The following is a 16,358-nucleotide window of genomic DNA, read 5'->3' as shown; positions in this document are numbered from 1 at the left end:
AACGGGAGACAGACATGGCATTAACCAAACAGCAGATTGTGGCTTGGCTACAGCGCTGCGGCGAGGTTTTTCAACAGCAGCGGGATTTTCTCACCGGACTGGATACCGAGATCGGCGATGGCGATCATGGTCTTAATATGCACCGTGGATTCAGCAAGGTAGTGGAAAAGCTGCCCTCTTTCGCCGATAAGGATATCGGTTTCATCCTGAAAAATACCGGCATGACCCTGCTCTCCAGCGTCGGCGGGGCCAGCGGCCCGCTGTTCGGTTCTTTCTTTATCCGCGCCGCGCAAAGCACCGCCTCCCTTGAGAGCCTTGAGCTACCGGAACTGTATCGAATGATTAAGGACGGCGTGGACGGCGTGACGGCGCGGGGCAAGGCGGAGCCAGGGGATAAAACCATGTGCGACGTCTGGCGGCCGGTGGTGGCGGCGCTCGAGCGGGCGCAGGGCGAAGGGGATACCCTCGCCGCCGCGCTGGATCACGCTTTGGCGGAGGCCCGCCGGGGAGTGGAGGAAACCGTCGGCATGCAGGCGCGCAAAGGGCGCGCCAGCTATCTGGGTGAGCGCAGCATCGGTCACCAGGATCCCGGCGCCACCTCGGCGATGCTGATGGTGGAGGCGCTGGCGGCCACGGTGCATCAAGGGTAACGGGGCTAGCCAAGGTTAATCCGGCGGCGAAAACGCCGACGGCGTGATGTCAGCGGCGCGGCAGGCGGAATGGAGCAAGCTATGGTGAATCTGGTGGTGGTTTCCCACAGCGCCAAACTGGCGGAGGGGGTGGCGGAACTGGCGGGTCAAATGATACAGGGCGGCTGCCGCCTCATCACGGCGGCCGGCGTGGATGACGAAGCGCACCCCATCGGGACCGATGCGGTAAAGATCATGGCGGCTATTGAAGAGGTGTTCGATCCCTCCGGCGTGGTGGTCATGATGGATTTGGGCAGCGCGTTGCTCAGCGCCGAAACGGCCTTGGAACTCCTTGATCCGGATATGGCGCGGCAGGTCAGGCTCTGTGCCGCACCGCTGGTGGAAGGCACGCTGGCGGCCGCGGTGGCGGCTTCCAACGGCGCCGATCTTGACCGGGTGATGGCCGACGCCATGGATGCCCTGGCCGCCAAACGGGCCCAATTAGGGGAAACCGTGCCCGCCGGCGGGAAAGCGCCGCCGGATGAAACCGCCACTGCCGCCGGGGCGCAGGCAACCCCGCCGGGGGAAGGCGCGCGCCGCGCGTTCTGGCGAATAGAGAATCCCCACGGTTTACACGCCCGTCCCGCCGCCCGGCTGGTATCGGTGCTCTCGCCGTTCGCCGCCAGGCTGACGCTGGAAAAAACCGGACAGTTCGCCGACGCCACGCGGCTAAACCAGGTAGCCGCCCTGCAGGTGCGCCAGGGGGACGAGATAGTACTGTACGCCGAAGGCGAGCAGGCCGACGCGGCGCTGGCGGCATTTCTCCAGGAGGCCCGGACCGGCTTTGGCGAGACCATCCCGACGCAAGAGGGTGAAATGCTGCAAGGAACAACGGTAGCGGAGCCCCCCGTCACCGCCCGCGCTTGGCGTCTTACCGGCGACCCGAGGCAAAATGCGGTAGGGATCCCGGCCATGACGGGCAATCAAACCCAGTCGGCGCAACCGCGCGCGGATGCCCCATTAGATTGCATGCAGCCGGAGCAGCGGCGTTTTGCCGAGGCGATTGACCAGGCGCAGCGTCAGCTGGAGCAGCTCGCCGCCGCCATCAGACTGCGGCTCGGACCGCGCTTCGCCGGCATTTTCGAGGCGCAGGCCATGCTGCTGTCGGACGAGGGGCTACGGGCCGCGGTTGCGGAAAATATCCCTCGGTTCGGCAGCGCGGCCGCAGCCTGGCGTAAGGAGACCGCGGCGATGGCAGCTGATTATGCCGGCCTGCAGGATGAGTATTTACGGGTACGTGAGCTGGATGTCCGCGATATGCAGGCCACGGTACTGGCGCTGATTGACACGGCTCCGCCACCGCCACCGCCGCCCAGTGAAGAATACATCCTGATCGGCAAGGAATTATACCCCTCCCGGCTGGCGTCGCTGGACCGCGCCAAGGTGGCGGGCATTGCCCTGGAGGGAGGGCATCCTCTGTCCCATACCGCTATCCTGGCGCGGGCGATGGGCATTCCCATACTGGTGGGCATAACCGGCCTTATGGACCGGATTCATGACGGGCAAACGGTCACTCTGGACCCGGCGCGGGGAGTCCTGAGGATAGCCTGAAATTTGCCTCTTTGGCATTTAGGAAGACGGGTTTGAAGTGTCATATAAAGCGCTTAAAGACTCAGGACTCTATTAAAGCTTTATTTAAGCCTCTTATCGGCGGCGATAAATTAAAGGATGGCGGGCTTTGCGCGCCGCAACCGGAGCACCGTAATGGCTACACATAAAATTATTCTGGATTGCGATCCGGGGGTGGATGACGCCGTGGCGATTCTGCTGGCGCTGGCCTCGCCGGCGGAAATAGAGGTCGTGGGGATCACCACCGTGGCGGGCAACAGGCCGCTGGAACAGACTCAGTACAATGCACGCCGGATATGCACGCTGGCAGGCCGCGGCGATATTCCGGTGTATGCCGGTTGCGGCAGGCCGATGATTGAGGCCCAGGGCCGGTCCGCCCCGATACACGGCAGCGACGGGCTGGGGGATGTGCCGTTTCCTGAGCCCAAGGTGCCCCTGCAGGACCTGCACGGAGTGGATTTCATTATCCGCACCGTCAACGAGGCGCCGGGAGAAATCACGCTGTGTCCCATCGGTCCGATGACCAATATCGCCCTGGCCATCGTCAAACAGCCCGACATCGCGCCAAAAATCAAACAGATCGTCTTTATGGGCGGCGCGGCTTTTTGTCCGGGCAATGTCTCGCCGGTGGCGGAATTCAATGTTTTTTTCGATCCCTGGGCCGCCCGGATTGTCCTTGATGCCGGCATACCCCAGGTGATGTTCGGGCTGGATGTCACCCACCAGGCCAAAACCAGCGGACCCTTTCTTGATGACCTGCGGCAGTCCGGCCCGCTGCCGTCGACAGTCAGCGCCATGATCCAGCGTTACGGCACCGGCGATCGTTGCCTGCATGACCCCTGCGTGATCGCCTGGCTTATCGATCCGCCGCTGTTTGACGGCGTATCGGGACGGGTACGGGTTAACTGCCAAGACGATGGTTTGCGCGGCCAGACCTTGGTAACCCTTGCCTCGGGCCACCCCGGCGACGCCCCGCCGAATATACAGGTGATGACCCAGGTAGATAATCCGCGCTTTCTGGCGCTGTTGGCCGAACGGCTTAAGCGCCTTTAACCGAACGCGAATTCCGCCTTAACCCATGGACGTAAGACCGGCTGACGGAACGCATCTCCAGGCTTAAGCTATCTAAAACAGACCGCATCAAATCTGCGCCATTCCGCCGTCGATGCAGAGCTCCGCGCCGGTGATAAAGCTGCTCTCGTCCGAGGCGAGAAAAAGCGCGGCAGCCGCCACCTCTTCCGGACGGCCGAGACGACCCAGCGGAATCAGCCCCGTCATCGTTTTTCTCAGTTCATCGGATGCGCTGTCAAACATCGGCGTATCAATGGGACCGGGGCTGAGGGTGTTCACGCGAATACCCCGGCCGGAAAGCTCCTTGGCCCAGGTGCGGGAATAGGATCGCATCACCGCCTTGGTGGCGCCGTAAACGCCGTATCCTTCCGTGCCGATAAATCCGGCGATGGACCCCATCAGCACGATGGCGCCGCCATCAGGCATCAACGGCACGGCGCCTTGCACGGTGAACAGCGAGGCGCGGGCGTTCAGATTGAAGGTCTTATCAAAATGGGACGCCGTGATGTCGTCCAAGGTGGCGTATTCCGATATTCCCGAGTTCACCACCAGGATATCCAGTTTGCCTTTTTTATCCTTAACCGTTTGGTATAAACGCTGCATATCCGCTTCAGAGGTAATGTCGCCGCACACCGCCTGGGCGTTCGCTCCCAGCGATGCCGCCGCGCTGTCCAGCTCCCCCTGCCGGCGCCCGGTGATAAAGACATAGGCCCCTTCCCGCACAAACCGCTGCGCCACGGCAAAGCCGATTCCGCTGTTGCCGCCGGTGATAACCGCAATCTTTCCGTTTAATCTCGACATGGTCACTCCTCATCTTTTAGGTTGACATCAAGATATACGACGTATATCTAATGTCAATTACGCACCTGAAGTAGCCCAGATATAGACGAGGTAACCCCCATGCCGAAAATTGAGAACCCGATACGGGAAGAAGCCAGGCCGAAAATCAAAGACTGCCTACTGGTAGAAGCCTTGTCCACCAGGCCGATTCTTGACCAGATCGCTAATAAGTGGTCGGTATTGATCCTCACCTTCCTCTGCGCGGAACCCGCGCGTTTCAACGCCATCAAACGGCGTCTGGACGGGATCACCCACAAAGCGCTGACCGAAGCGCTCCGCCGCCTTGAAAGAAACGGGCTGGTCTCCCGACGGGTCATCACCTCATCCCCCATCGCGGTGGAATATTCTCTCACCGCGATGGGACACTCATTGCAGGAACCTTTTACCGCCCTGTACGGCTGGGCGGCTCACCATCAATCCGATATCGAACGGGCCCAGCTGGAATATGACAGACGCAGGGCGGTGGAACTTGCGGAATAAGTAACGGCAGCACGGTTTCCCCTTGCTGCGCCGGACATCGGCTTCTCATTTGCGTTGAGTTTTTTTGTTGATTAAAATATATTATAGTCATAATCTATTTTAGCCATTCAACGAAAGAGAAGACGATGTCCTTAACCAATATCATTGCGGCTCCGTCGGAAAAGCAGCGGCGTTACGAAGTCCTGGTGGCGACCTCCGGCGTCTCGTTTATGATCATGCTCGATGCCAATATTGTTGCGGTCTCTCTTCCGTCCATCGCCGGCTCCCTGCACAGCGCCTTCAGCGGCGTGGAGTGGGTAGTCAGCGCTTATATCCTGGCATTCGTCGCCTGCCTGATGCCCGCCGGGGCCATGGCCGATCGCTTCGGCAGAAAAAAAAGCCTGCAGTGGGGAGTGGCGATATTCACTTTAGCGTCCGTGCTCTGCGGTTTGTCGGAAACCATTATGCAGCTCAATATCGGCCGGGCCCTGCAGGGGATCGGGGCCGCGTTGCAGCTGAGCTCGGCCCTTGCCGTGCTGGGCCATGAATTCCAGGGCAGCGAGCGAGCCAAGGCATTCGCGACCTGGGGCGTGGTGATAGGCGTAGCGGCCACGGCGGGGCCGATCGTGGGCGGCGTCATCACCGCCGGTTTAGGCTGGCAATGGGCTTTTTTAATCAATGCGCCCATTGGCGCGGCGCTGTTTATCCTGGCGACGCGTTCGGTTATCGAATCACGGGATCTGCTCCACGCCCGCCTTGATATCGGCGGAGCGGTACTGTTTGCCGCGGCATTGGCCTGCTTTGCCACCGCATTGATTGACGGCGGCAATCAGGGATTCAACCTCCTTTCCGTTAAGATGCTCTTTCTTGCCGGCGCCCTGTTAATGATGGCCTTCATTTACGCCGAACGGCGCCAGAAACGGCCGATGGTGGATCTGCGGCTCTTTCGCAACCCGGCATTTATCGGTTGCAGCCTTGCGATGCTTGCCTTTGCGTCCACCTGTTATGTCATGACCACCTATCTGCCGGTTTTCCTGCAGGGAACCTTCTTTTCCAATCCGGGTAAAACCGGACTGGCGCTGCTCCCTTTCAGTATTCCCCTGTTGGCCGGCCCCTGGTTCGCCGCGCGCCTTTCGCAACGCTTTTCCGGCCGTGGGATATTGGTTATCGGACTGCTGCTGGCGGCGGCGGGTAATGCCGACATCGCCTGGGCCGCGGTGGGCAGTTACCTTTTTGTCGCCATAGGCATGTTTATATTGGGCATGGGCGCCGGCCTGCTTAACGGTGAAACCGCCAGGGTCTCCATGCAGGTCGTACCGTTGGAGCGTGCCGGAATGGCGTCGGGGCTGGCATCCACGTTCCGTTTTGTCGGGCTGCTTATCGGGCTGACCGGACTGGGGGCGGTGTTAACGGCGGGCATCAGCCGCTTTTTTGCTCTAAAGCGTCTTAATCTTCCCCTGGCGGATACCGTCAACCTGCGGGACGCCGTTCATCATGTGGCAACCGGCCAGCTGCAGTCATGGCTGGCGGGAAAAATCCCGTCCGCCGATACCGCCCTTTGGTTGCAAACGGCCCATCAGGGATTCATTTTCGGCTTCAGCCTGCTGATGGGGTGCGCGGCGGTTATCGCCGCCCTATCGGCGTTAGCGACATTTATACTGTTGGGACGCTCTTCGCAGCGTCTCTGATTCAAACATCCTCGGCAACAGGAGCACCAGCGATGCCTATAGTACGTATAGATACCATGAAGAATCAGGACGGCGGCTACATCGGAAAAATCGGCCATATCGTGTACGATGCTATGCGAACCGCCATTTCCGTTCCGGAAAACGACAACTTCCAGGTGCTGAATGAGCACGATCATGAGCATTTCGTTTATGACGCACAATATCTGGGCATCAAGCGAACCGACCGGCTGGTGATGATCCAGATAACCCTCAATGAGGGCCGAACCCTGGATCAAAAAAAGCGGCTTTACCAGACTATCGCCGATGAGCTGAATCATCAGCTCGGCGTCTCTCCCGGCGACGTTTTTATCAATCTGGTAGAGGTGAAAAAGGAGAATTGGTCATTTGGCAACGGTATTGCCCAGTACGCCGACTGAGTGGGCCTGTATGGCCTATTCCGCGGCATCAAACTCCACTCATTTCAATGCCGGCATTTGCGAACATTAAGCCTCAATTTTGGCTCTAATGTCCGATTTTAACGACATTATGCCGCCATGTTTCTTGGTGGCGGATTGCAGTGCGGTCTTCCATGCCGCAAACTAAACCGCCTTTGGAAATGGGCAGATCATAGATGGCCCCCACCGGCTATTACCGAAAGCGTCAATCCCCGGTCCGGACGGTCAGCAAGAGCGCGGAAAGCGTCGCCATCAAACCGAAAGCCGCCATCAGCAGCCAGGCGGTCTTGAACTGCCCGGCATGCAGCGCGGTCCCGGCTACCGCCACGAATACGGCGACGCCGATAGCCGCGCCGATTTGTCTTGAGGTATTGATAATGGCGGTGCCGGTGGCGTATTGATGGGCCGGGAGAGCGGAAGCTCCCCCGGCAAGAAATCCGGTTTGCCCGATCCCGGCGCCCGCGCCGGTGAATAGAATGCCGGGCAGATAGGCGAAAAAATACTGAGATTCGGCGCCTAACAGGGCATACCACCAAAGCCCGGCGATAAAGAACAGCAGCCCGGCGGCGAGCGTCAGCTGTTTGGGTGAGAATGTCGTTCTGCCGGCCAGCAGCGCTGCCGCCACCGCAGCGCAAGGGCCCACGCCGAGGGCGGCGCCCGTCAACATCGGCGCCCAGCGCCAGACCTCGGTCAGGAAAAGCGAACCGCCCAGCAGCATGATGGCGAAACCCATGTAGAAAAAGGCCATGCCCACCGTGGCGACGGTAAAAGTGGATACGGCAAAGACGCGCAGATCCAATGCAGGCGAGGCGCAGGTCAGGCAACGCCGGACAAATAGCGCCAAAGACAGGGCGGCCCCACAATACACCGACCAAAGCGCCGTGATCGTCACACCCCAATCGCCTGCATATGAAATCCCGGCCACCAACAGCGCAAGGCCGATGATAAGCAGTAGCGAGCCCATGACATCGGGGAAGGCGCTGTTAACGATGGGCGTTTCGGTCAAATGTTTGCTTAGCCGCCATGCCGGCGCGGCGACAAACAGATTAACGATAAAAATCAGCCGCCAGTTAATGTCCACCAGCGCGCCGCCCAGAATGGGTCCTAACGCCGAGGCAACCGACCCGGTCGCCGCCCAGATGCCCACCATCTGCTTGTGGCGCTCTTGGGGATAGGCCGCCAACAGCAAACCCAGGCTGGTGGGGATCATCAGCGCCGCTCCCAAGCCTTGCAGGCCGCGGGCGCCAATCAGAGTCAGCGCGCCGGGCGCGATTGCGCAGGCTACGCTTGCAACCGTGAACACCAGCAAACCCGCTTTGAAAACCCGCTTACGTCCGTAAATATCGGCAATCCGGCCACTGGGCACCAGGAATGCGGCAAACGCAATGGAGTAAGCACTTATCACCCAAGACATGGTCTGGTTGGTGACGCCGGGAAAGCCGTCGCGGATCGCCGGAAAGGCTACGTTCACTACAAAAAGATCAAGGGATGACAGCACGCTTCCGGCGCCAATCACTACCAGGGCCCAGGCGGAAGGACTGACATAGGCGCGCCCACGCTGCCGCTCATTGGTTGTATCAGGCATACGGTCCGCTCCAAGTGGGTTGTTGTGGCTGAAGGGGATTATGGAAGGCTTAGAGACGTGCCGTATTGGACAACTGGAAAATGCGCATCGACAAACTGGGCCGGCGTGATGCCAAAGCAGCCCTTGAAGCGCCGGATCAAATGGCTCTGATCGAACAGACCGATGGTTGCCGCGACGTCGGCGGACGATAGCCCGGAGGCCAGCAGTTTTTTGGCGGCTTCCAGCCTAACCCCATTGAGATAGGCATGGAGGGGAAGTCCATAAGCGGCGCGAAACAGCTGGTTCAAACGAACCCGGCTAAGACCCGCGGCGTCGGCCATATCGGCTGTGGTCAGCGAATCGGCAAAACAGGCATGGATAAGCTCCCGCACCCGCTCGATGCGAGGATCATGCGCCTTCGCCCTCAACGTCGCGGGACGCGTGGAATACCGGGTCAACAGCGGTTTAAGCGCTTCAATCAGATGTATTTCCACCGCCAGCCGATCCTGCCCATAGAATAATGTGCGATGGAGCCGCCTCAAGGCGAAGACCACGTCCGGATCGGTAAGCACCGAACGGGTAAAGAGTATGGAAGCAGGCGTGGAAACGCCGAATTCTCCGGCAATGTCCGCAATGGCCCAAGGCTCCACGTAGACCATGCTGTACAGGTAGCCCTGATCCCCGCAGGCCTTGCCATCGTGGGAATCACCCGGATTGATGATCATGGCGCTTCCCGCGGGGGCGATAAATGAGCTGTTTTCCAGGGCGACTTTCGGCGCGCCGGCGTCTATGGTGCCGAGGACATAATAATCGTGAGAGTGGCGCTCGTATTGATGCTTATTAAAATAGGCATGCAGTCCCTGCATTCCCAACTCAGGGGCTGCGATGAATTTTGCCCACTCATTTGAGGAGGTTTTCATAAGATGTCATCCCACAGCGAGGCTCGGTTTGCTCGTATCTCTAGCTACTACTATTATAGGAGTTACTATGTGCCCTGCAAGTACCCTAAAGATGCCATGAATGAACCCAGCCTTATCGACAAAGAATCCTTCCCGACGGGCTGGGGGCAAACTGATTCGTAGCGATTAACCGCGGACTGGCTTATTGTGCAACGATAACATAATAGCCTGAACAAAATAATTTCAAAAATTCCACCGTGTTACCTTCGGAGCTTGGCAATACTTCCGATAATACTTCATCTTTATAACCCCAGAAGTAAGGAAAAAACCGGCGGATGGGCAGCGGGAACGCAATAGCGTTGATTGAAGCTGAAGGAAGGTATCTGGTGAGAGTAAAAGGCAGCCACCACCCGTTCAAGCACCCGGCAAAAATGGGGTTGGAGAGTCAGTGCCGAAAGCCACCAATATCGACAATTACCTGGATGACCCGGAGTATGAAGGGACTATCTGGGCCTTGGTATTCGACGGTATTCGCACCGATCCACATTGGAACGACGGCGAATACACCTACACGCCCTCGAACATCTTGTACCGAAGCTTAAACATGCCGTTATATCGTGCACGCGGGCACGCGGGCACACCCACCTCACTTGGTCACCTCACCATGATACGCCCCGTTCTTTGGGCGTAGCATGTCATCGAATTCATGCAGTGGCTTGGCGATAAGCTGTCCCAGGTAGGCAACAAGCCATTATTGCGGCCTTTATCGCAATCTTGAAATCGTTGAACAGCAAGGGCGACAAAGGACCGTCCCTGTGTACATTGGCCTACAAGGTCATCATGACTGAAATGCAATGTTGCCTATTTTCGTCAGCTAAAGACGATAACGTTTGCCATTAATGAGAAACAACCTCTTTTGGAATTGAATAAGCTTCATTAGGATAATAAACACGGTTATTTTAAAAGACGCAGGATATATCCCGCCTGCCACCAAAAGCCAAATAAAATCATACCAACATCATATTTATGGCTGTGTCAGCATCATACTTTTCGACTGATTGTTTAGCGCATAATTATTGAAACAAAGTATTATTTGGTCATGGATAAAATAAAGTCCACAAGGAGAGATTAATTATGGCGGTAGGCAATTATCTTCGTATCGGTGATAAGACCACCTGCGGCGGGCGAATCCTCACCGGTGATCCTGCATGGAAAATGGGCGGGTTCGCCGTTGCCCGACTCGGGGATAAAGTCTCGTGCGGTAAAGATAAAAAAACCTATGCCATCATCGGCGGCATCCGCGATATGTCGAGCCAAGTCATTCCCCTGGCCGGAACGCTGGACAGCAGGAGCGGCTGCCCCTGCAAAGCCCTACTTATCATCTCACTGCACAATGCGACCTACTGCCGGGCTCAGAACGCGGCAAAACAGGTAATGGCGTCATCCCCAGCGATGCGGGACGAGCCTGTGCAATTTGCCCAGTCGGCCAAGAAACCCCTCACTGCGCCACCACCACCGCCAATCGTTGATGACGCCCCAGTCTTACTGCGGGAATCCAAGGAAGGTAAGCTGCGTTTATTAACCTCAGGCGAGATCGCTCTTGCCCGATCAATTTACGCTGATGAGATCGAATATCACAAGGTATGGGTACATTGTGATGGTTATTTACCCTTTGGTATGCAGGGGAAAAATGTGGCTATGACCCCTAATGGCGAGCTGTACTTCAGGGAAGCGACCTATTCACCTGACTTTTCAAAGAAAGATATAGAGAACAGCATTTGTTCATTCACGAAATGGCCCATGTTTGGCAATATCAGAAAGGGATGTGGGTAAAAGCAAGAGGGCTTTTCAGCTGGGCTGCGAATTATCAATATCAGCTTGATGGCAAAAAATGCTAAGGGAATATGGTATGGAACAGCAGGCGTCTATTATTGCGGATTATTTTCTTTTAACTGTACATGGGCCATCCTATTGGCATAAAGAGTTGGGAAAAGCGGTAAATCTCAAAGGCGATCCAAATAAAGAAATACTATTACATTATAGAAGTGCATTATCCAAATTTCCCCAGGAATGTGAGCGAATGAAAAAGAAATAATACCTTTATGACTTGTTTTATAACAGCATGCCATTTACTAGGCGACCCTGTAGATCTTGATTATCAAGCGAAAGTGAATATTATTAATAATGAAATTTGTGTAACCGTCGCCGCCTATCCGGAAGAAGAAGTGAGTTTCATATTCATTGAAGAAGCTGGCAATCACAGTAATAAGTTATTTACGCCTTTCGATAATACTAAAGTGCATTATAGACCCTTACAGAATCAATGCATATCCAATAAAGATTTTAATTTTGAGAACGAAAAGACGTATCATTATACAGTGATGTTAATTACTTCAGATGATAAATTTCGACGTTTTTCAACAAGTTTTTCTTTATCTGAAATTGAAGGTAATAGGATGATAACTTATAGAAAACCCGCTATTAAATATAGAATTTCCCAATGACCATGTTCTATAAAAACAGCCGCCAGAAACCTGAACACATGAAAAGCCATTGTTATACGGTAGGCTACATTCCAAATGGCGGCAGGCCCAATGCCCGGCCCGCCATAAATTTGAAAGGTCGTTGGCGGCATCATTGCGGTTTCACCACCGGAAAGCAGGTGACCGTTGCGATAATAAACGGGCAGCTTATGTTACCTTGCCATCATTGCTGATTCGTCGCATCGACCAGTTCGTTGCCAGCCATCCGGAATACGAAAGCAGTAGGGCTTTCTTTCACGGGTCGCGGCGGATAAAATTGTATGTAATCATCGCGACGTTAACTGAACGCTACGGTCGAGCCAGTACCGCGCTAATCGGTCGCTATCCAACCCATTAATCGGCACGCCCAAAGGAGGACGCAATGTCCCGTTCCAGCATCTCCGCCGCGTTGTCTTTGTTTACATACAAGACACCCGCGGCCCTACCTGCCACGCATTCGAACACGACCTATCATAAGGTCCAGGTAGACGGCGTCGGTGTCTTTTACCGCGAAGCAGGCCCCAAGGACGCACCGACCATCGTGTTGCTCCACGGTTTCCCTTCGTCATCAAGGATGTTTGATACGCTGATTCCGCTGCTCGCCACCCGCTATCATGTCGTCGCGCCCGACTATCCCGGCTTCGGACAAAGTGACGCCCCTCCCCCGTCCCACTACCGCTATACGTTCGACCACCTGGCCGAAACAACCAATAGGCTGATTGAGCAATTGAAGATCGATCGCTACAGCCTTTACCTGCAGGATTACGGCGGCCCCATAGGTTTTCGCGTCATGTTGGCGCATCCGGCCCGCGTTCAGGGCCTCATTATTCAAAACGCCAACAGCTACGAAGAGGGCTTAGGGCCCAAATGGCAAGGCATCAAGGCTTATTGGGCCGACCCAAAGAATCATCCGGAAGTGCCTGAAGCCTTTATGTCATTAGAGGGTACAAAATTCCGCCATGCCGGCGATAGCCCAAACCCGGAATGTTACAACCCCGATAGCTGGACGGACGAATACGCCTTTCTTTCCCGGCCCGGCGAAAAGGAGATCCAAACGGCATTGCTGTATGACTATCAGACCAACGTCGCGGCATATCCGCGGTGGCAAGCATGGCTGCGCGCGCATAAGCCGCCGACGCTGGTAATCTGGGGCCGCTACGACAGCTCGTTCCTGGTGCCGGGAGCTGAAGCCTACCAGCGCGATGTGCCTGATGCAGAGGTTCAACTGGTTGATGCCGGTCACTTTGCGCTCGATGAGCAGGTGGATGACATAGCAGCGTCGTTACACCTATTTCTCCATAAGGTGTATCGATGATGTTTTGCCGGGGCTACGGCCGAACCAGCCGTACGGTCACCGCCAAGATAGAGGTGACATGGTGAGGGGATAAAGCTCCTCTGCTCACAGGCCGGCGACTTCGGCCAGCGCCTGCCCGCAGGCCCAGGCCGAGCTCCAGGCCCACTGGAAGTTATAGCCCCCCAGCCAGCCGGTGACGTCCACCACCTCGCCGATAAAATAGAGCCCCGGCACCTGCCGGCTTTCCATGGTTTTGGAGGAGAGGCGGCGGGTATCCACGCCGCCCTGGGTGACCTCGGCGGTGCGATAGCCCTCGGTGCCGTTGGGCTGTACGCGCCACTGCCGCAAAGACATCACCCAGTCGTTTTGCTGGCGGCGGCTGAGCTGCGTCAAGGTGCATTCCGGGATGTTCAACAGGGTATGCCAGCACTCTACAAACCGGCGCGGCAGCACCTTTGCCAGGGTATTTTTCAGCGTTTGGTTGGGGTGATCCCGTCGCTCTTCGGTGAGAAACGCCCCCAGATCCCGCTCCGGCACCAGGTTGAGGTTAAGAAATTCGCCGTTTTGCCAGTAGCTGGAAATTTGCAGCATCGCCGGGCCGGACAGGCCCCGATGGGTAAACAGCAGATTTTCCCGAAAGGACATGCCTCCGGCGGCTTCCACCTGCGTTGGCAGGGCGACGCCGGCGAGAGCGCCTAAAGACTCCAGCAGCGGTTTATGCAGGGTAAACGGCACCAGCGCGGCGCGGGTGGGCACCACCGGAATACCGAACCGTTCGGCAATGCGGTAACCCAGCGGCGTGGCGCCGAGTCCGGGCATTGAGAGGCCGCCGGTGGCGACCACCAGCGACGGCGCCGTGACCTCGCCGCCGGGGAGGAGCACATGGAACTGTTCACTGCGCTTTTCTAGTCCACGCTTTTCTACCGCCGCCACCTCGCTGCGCATCCGCAAGGTCACCCCGCCGCGCTGGCATTCATCCAGGAGCAGCGTCACGATCTGCTGGGCCGAATCGTCGCAAAACAGCTGGCCCAGGGTTTTTTCATGGAAGGCAATGCGGTGCCGCCGTACCAGCTCGATAAAATCCCATTGGCTGTAACGGGATAGGGCCGATTTGCAAAAATGCGGATTTTGCGAGAGAAAGGCGGCGGGCTCCACGTGCAGGTTGGTGAAGTTGCAGCGGCCGCCGCCGGACATCAGGATCTTCCGGCCCGGTTTTTTGCCGTTATCCAGCAGCAGTACCCTGAGGCCGCGCTGGCCGGCCTGGGCGGCGCAAAACAGGCCCGCGGCCCCGGCACCGATGATAATGGCGTCAAATTGTTCCCCTGTGCTCACTCAATCACCTTAAGCCCGACCAATCTATTCTCGCTTGACTGATTCTCAATCAATTTATCACTCTTCAACAGGAGTCTGCTCGACTGGTATTCAGTCAATTTATATCCATTCAATGTCTGCACTTTCGACTGATGCTTAAACAATTTATATTCGCTCAATAAATACAAACCAAACTTATTCTTACTCTTATCATGCTCAATTGACTTATGTGCACCCGCCTTTGTTTTTAAGGGGGATACCCCCGGTCGGCGCGTTTGGCGGGGCACCTGATTGTAGCCATCCACCGCGGCAGACGCCAGCCGCGCGAAAAAACGCCGGGTGAAACAGAATTAACCTATTGATAAAAATGATAATCATCAGCAAGCGCAAGGGCAGCGTCAATAAAAATGTCATAAAAAGGTCATATTTTGCTTTTCCAGCGCCCCCGTTGTCGCAGATAATGCGCCCCGTTCATGTCCAATAAATGGCGTAACCTTATGCTGCATCTATTTACCGGCCTGGAATTTCATACCGGTCTTATGTTGGTTATCGCGTTAATATTTGTATTAATATATGAAGCTATCAATGGGTTTCATGATACGGCCAATGCGGTGGCAACCGTAATCTATGCCCGCGCGCTTCGCTCTCAGCTGGCGGTGGGAATGTCCGGGGTATTCAATTTTCTCGGGGTGCTGTTGGGCGGTTTGAGCGTGGCTTACGCCATTGTTCATCTGCTGCCGGTGGATCTGTTATTGAATGTCAGCTCCACCCACGGACTGGCAATGATGTTCTCCATGCTGCTGGCGGCCATCATCTGGAACCTGGGCACCTGGTATTTCGGTTTGCCGGCCTCCAGCTCCCATACATTGATTGGCGCCATTATCGGTATCGGCCTGACCAATGCGCTGCTGACCCATACCTCGGTGTTGGCGGCGCTGAATATTCCAAAGCTGATTGAGATTTTCCTGTCCCTTATCATCTCGCCCATCGTGGGGCTGGTACTGGCGGGCGCGTTGGTATTCTGTTTGCGCCGTTACTGGAGCGGCACGCCGAAACGCCGCCGTATCCACCTGACCCCCGCGGAACGGGAAAAGAAGGACGGCAAGCGCAAGCCGCCGTTCTGGACCCGAACGGCGCTTATCCTTTCGGCGGCGGGCGTGAGCTTCGCCCACGGCGCCAATGATGGACAAAAAGGGATTGGCCTGATTATGCTGGTGTTGATAGGCGTCGCCCCGGCGGGTTTTATGGTGAATATGAACTCCACCGGCTATGATATCGCCCGCACCAGGGATGCCGTCGGCAACCTGCAGCAGTTTTATCATCTGCATGCGGCAACCCTGCCGCAAACCGCCGATACCGATACGCAGGTAATACCGGCGCCCGATCTCCCTTCAGCCCTGCCCGCCACCACGGTATTCCACTGCGACGGCAGCCGGGCGCTCATCGCCATAGACCGCACCATGGCGTTATTGGAAAATCTGCAAAGCTACGATCACCTCAGCCCCGGCGAGCGTTCACACGTCAGGCGCCTGCTGATGTGCATCGCCGACACCACGGATAAACTGGTCAAACTGCCGCAAACCTCCGGTGAAGATAAACGTTTGCTGGGGAATTTGCGCAAGGACCTGCTGGCCACCGTTGAATATGCCCCGCTATGGATTATCGTTGCCGTCGCGCTGGCGCTGTCGTTGGGCACCATGATCGGCTGGCGGCGAGTGGCCACCACCATCGGCGAGAAAATCGGCAAGAAGGGCATGACGTATGCGCAGGGGCTTTCGGCGCAGGTGACCGCCGCGGTCTCCATCGGCGTCGCCAGTTATACCGGCATGCCGGTTTCCACCACCCATGTCCTCTCCTCGGCGGTGGCGGGCACCATGGTGGTGGACGGCGGCGGCGTGCAAAGCAAGACGGTGCAGAATATCCTGCTGGCCTGGGTACTGACCCTGCCGGTGGCGATTGTGCTGTCAGGGTCTCTTTATTGGCTGGCGCTGAAATGTATTCAATAGCGTAACACAGGC

The 16,358-nt window shown here is 56.7% G+C and carries 16 protein-coding genes; 12 read left to right on the top strand and 4 right to left on the bottom strand.

What is annotated here, in order from left to right; genetic code table 11:
* Window positions 1-14 precede the first annotated feature (14 nt).
* The 3 genes from dhaL to GTU79_RS00850 all read left to right on the top strand — a co-directional run bounded on the left by dhaL (window position 15) and on the right by GTU79_RS00850 (window position 3,311).
* Window positions 15-650 carry a dihydroxyacetone kinase subunit DhaL gene (gene dhaL / locus GTU79_RS00860; RefSeq protein ID WP_203524458.1) on the top strand — a complete coding sequence of 212 codons (636 nt, stop codon included), beginning with the start codon at window positions 15-17 and terminating at the stop codon, window positions 648-650.
* 81 nt (window positions 651-731) lie between these two features.
* A complete protein-coding gene (dhaM, locus tag GTU79_RS00855) occupies window positions 732-2,240 on the top strand; it encodes a dihydroxyacetone kinase phosphoryl donor subunit DhaM (RefSeq protein WP_203524543.1) in 1,509 nt (502 codons plus the stop codon).
* A gap of 153 nt (window positions 2,241-2,393) precedes the next feature.
* A complete protein-coding gene (locus GTU79_RS00850; RefSeq protein ID WP_203524459.1) occupies window positions 2,394-3,311 on the top strand; it encodes a nucleoside hydrolase in 918 nt (305 codons plus the stop codon).
* A gap of 87 nt (window positions 3,312-3,398) precedes the next feature.
* Here the strand turns inward: GTU79_RS00850 and GTU79_RS00845 are convergent, their stop codons facing one another.
* Window positions 3,399-4,130: an SDR family NAD(P)-dependent oxidoreductase gene (locus GTU79_RS00845; protein WP_203524460.1), complete on the bottom strand. Its 732-nt coding sequence runs from the start codon at window positions 4,128-4,130 to the stop codon at window positions 3,399-3,401.
* Between the two features lie 99 nt (window positions 4,131-4,229).
* On the opposite strand from GTU79_RS00845, the gene GTU79_RS00840 reads away from it, so the two are divergent.
* The 3 genes from GTU79_RS00840 to GTU79_RS00830 all read left to right on the top strand — a co-directional run bounded on the left by GTU79_RS00840 (window position 4,230) and on the right by GTU79_RS00830 (window position 6,732).
* Window positions 4,230-4,649, top strand: coding sequence for a winged helix-turn-helix transcriptional regulator (locus GTU79_RS00840; protein WP_203524461.1), 420 nt, complete (start codon window positions 4,230-4,232; stop codon window positions 4,647-4,649).
* A gap of 125 nt (window positions 4,650-4,774) precedes the next feature.
* Window positions 4,775-6,316 (top strand): MFS transporter, encoded by a 1,542-nt coding sequence (locus GTU79_RS00835; RefSeq protein ID WP_203524462.1) that lies wholly within the window; start codon window positions 4,775-4,777, stop codon window positions 6,314-6,316.
* 32 nt (window positions 6,317-6,348) lie between these two features.
* The gene (locus GTU79_RS00830; RefSeq protein ID WP_203524463.1) at window positions 6,349-6,732 is read left to right on the top strand and encodes a tautomerase family protein; all 384 of its coding nucleotides are present in this window, start codon (window positions 6,349-6,351) and stop codon (window positions 6,730-6,732) included.
* A 223-nt stretch (window positions 6,733-6,955) separates the two neighbouring features.
* Here GTU79_RS00830 and GTU79_RS00825 read toward each other — a convergent pair whose 3' ends face one another.
* Together GTU79_RS00825 and GTU79_RS00820 are read right to left on the bottom strand one after the other, a co-directional pair.
* Window positions 6,956-8,335 carry an MFS transporter gene (locus tag GTU79_RS00825; RefSeq protein WP_253073469.1) on the bottom strand — a complete coding sequence of 460 codons (1,380 nt, stop codon included), beginning with the start codon at window positions 8,333-8,335 and terminating at the stop codon, window positions 6,956-6,958.
* Between the two features lie 38 nt (window positions 8,336-8,373).
* The gene (locus GTU79_RS00820) at window positions 8,374-9,234 is read right to left on the bottom strand and encodes an AraC family transcriptional regulator (protein WP_203524464.1); all 861 of its coding nucleotides are present in this window, start codon (window positions 9,232-9,234) and stop codon (window positions 8,374-8,376) included.
* Between the two features lie 1,113 nt (window positions 9,235-10,347).
* Here GTU79_RS00820 and GTU79_RS31085 point away from each other — a divergent pair.
* From GTU79_RS31085 to GTU79_RS00795, 5 genes are all read left to right on the top strand, one after another.
* A complete protein-coding gene (locus GTU79_RS31085) occupies window positions 10,348-11,046 on the top strand; it encodes a PAAR domain-containing protein (protein WP_338091454.1) in 699 nt (232 codons plus the stop codon).
* A gap of 76 nt (window positions 11,047-11,122) precedes the next feature.
* Window positions 11,123-11,308: a hypothetical protein gene (locus GTU79_RS31080; RefSeq protein ID WP_338091453.1), complete on the top strand. Its 186-nt coding sequence runs from the start codon at window positions 11,123-11,125 to the stop codon at window positions 11,306-11,308.
* Window positions 11,309-11,315: 7 nt separating this feature from the next.
* On the top strand, window positions 11,316-11,717 hold the full coding sequence (locus GTU79_RS00805; RefSeq protein ID WP_214513642.1) for a putative T6SS immunity periplasmic lipoprotein: 402 nt from the start codon (window positions 11,316-11,318) through the stop codon (window positions 11,715-11,717).
* Window positions 11,714-11,929, top strand: coding sequence for a SymE family type I addiction module toxin (locus tag GTU79_RS00800; protein ID WP_203524467.1), 216 nt, complete (start codon window positions 11,714-11,716; stop codon window positions 11,927-11,929). Before GTU79_RS00805 ends, GTU79_RS00800 begins: the two co-directional genes overlap by 4 nt.
* Window positions 11,930-12,117: 188 nt before the next feature.
* Window positions 12,118-13,050, top strand: coding sequence for an alpha/beta fold hydrolase (locus tag GTU79_RS00795; protein ID WP_203524468.1), 933 nt, complete (start codon window positions 12,118-12,120; stop codon window positions 13,048-13,050).
* A gap of 84 nt (window positions 13,051-13,134) precedes the next feature.
* On the opposite strand, the gene GTU79_RS00790 is transcribed toward GTU79_RS00795, so the two are convergent.
* Window positions 13,135-14,361, bottom strand: a complete 1,227-nt coding sequence (locus GTU79_RS00790; RefSeq protein WP_203524469.1) for a BaiN/RdsA family NAD(P)/FAD-dependent oxidoreductase — start codon at window positions 14,359-14,361, stop codon at window positions 13,135-13,137.
* A gap of 476 nt (window positions 14,362-14,837) precedes the next feature.
* Between GTU79_RS00790 and pitA the strand changes: the two genes are divergently transcribed.
* Window positions 14,838-16,346, top strand: coding sequence for an inorganic phosphate transporter PitA (gene pitA / locus GTU79_RS00785; RefSeq protein WP_203524545.1), 1,509 nt, complete (start codon window positions 14,838-14,840; stop codon window positions 16,344-16,346).
* The last annotated feature ends 12 nt before the right edge of the window (window positions 16,347-16,358 follow it).

The sequence above is a fragment of the Sodalis ligni genome (assembly GCF_016865525.2).
GTDB lineage: Bacteria > Pseudomonadota > Gammaproteobacteria > Enterobacterales > Enterobacteriaceae > Acerihabitans > Acerihabitans ligni.
This window is presented reverse-complemented; position numbering and strand designations above follow the sequence as displayed.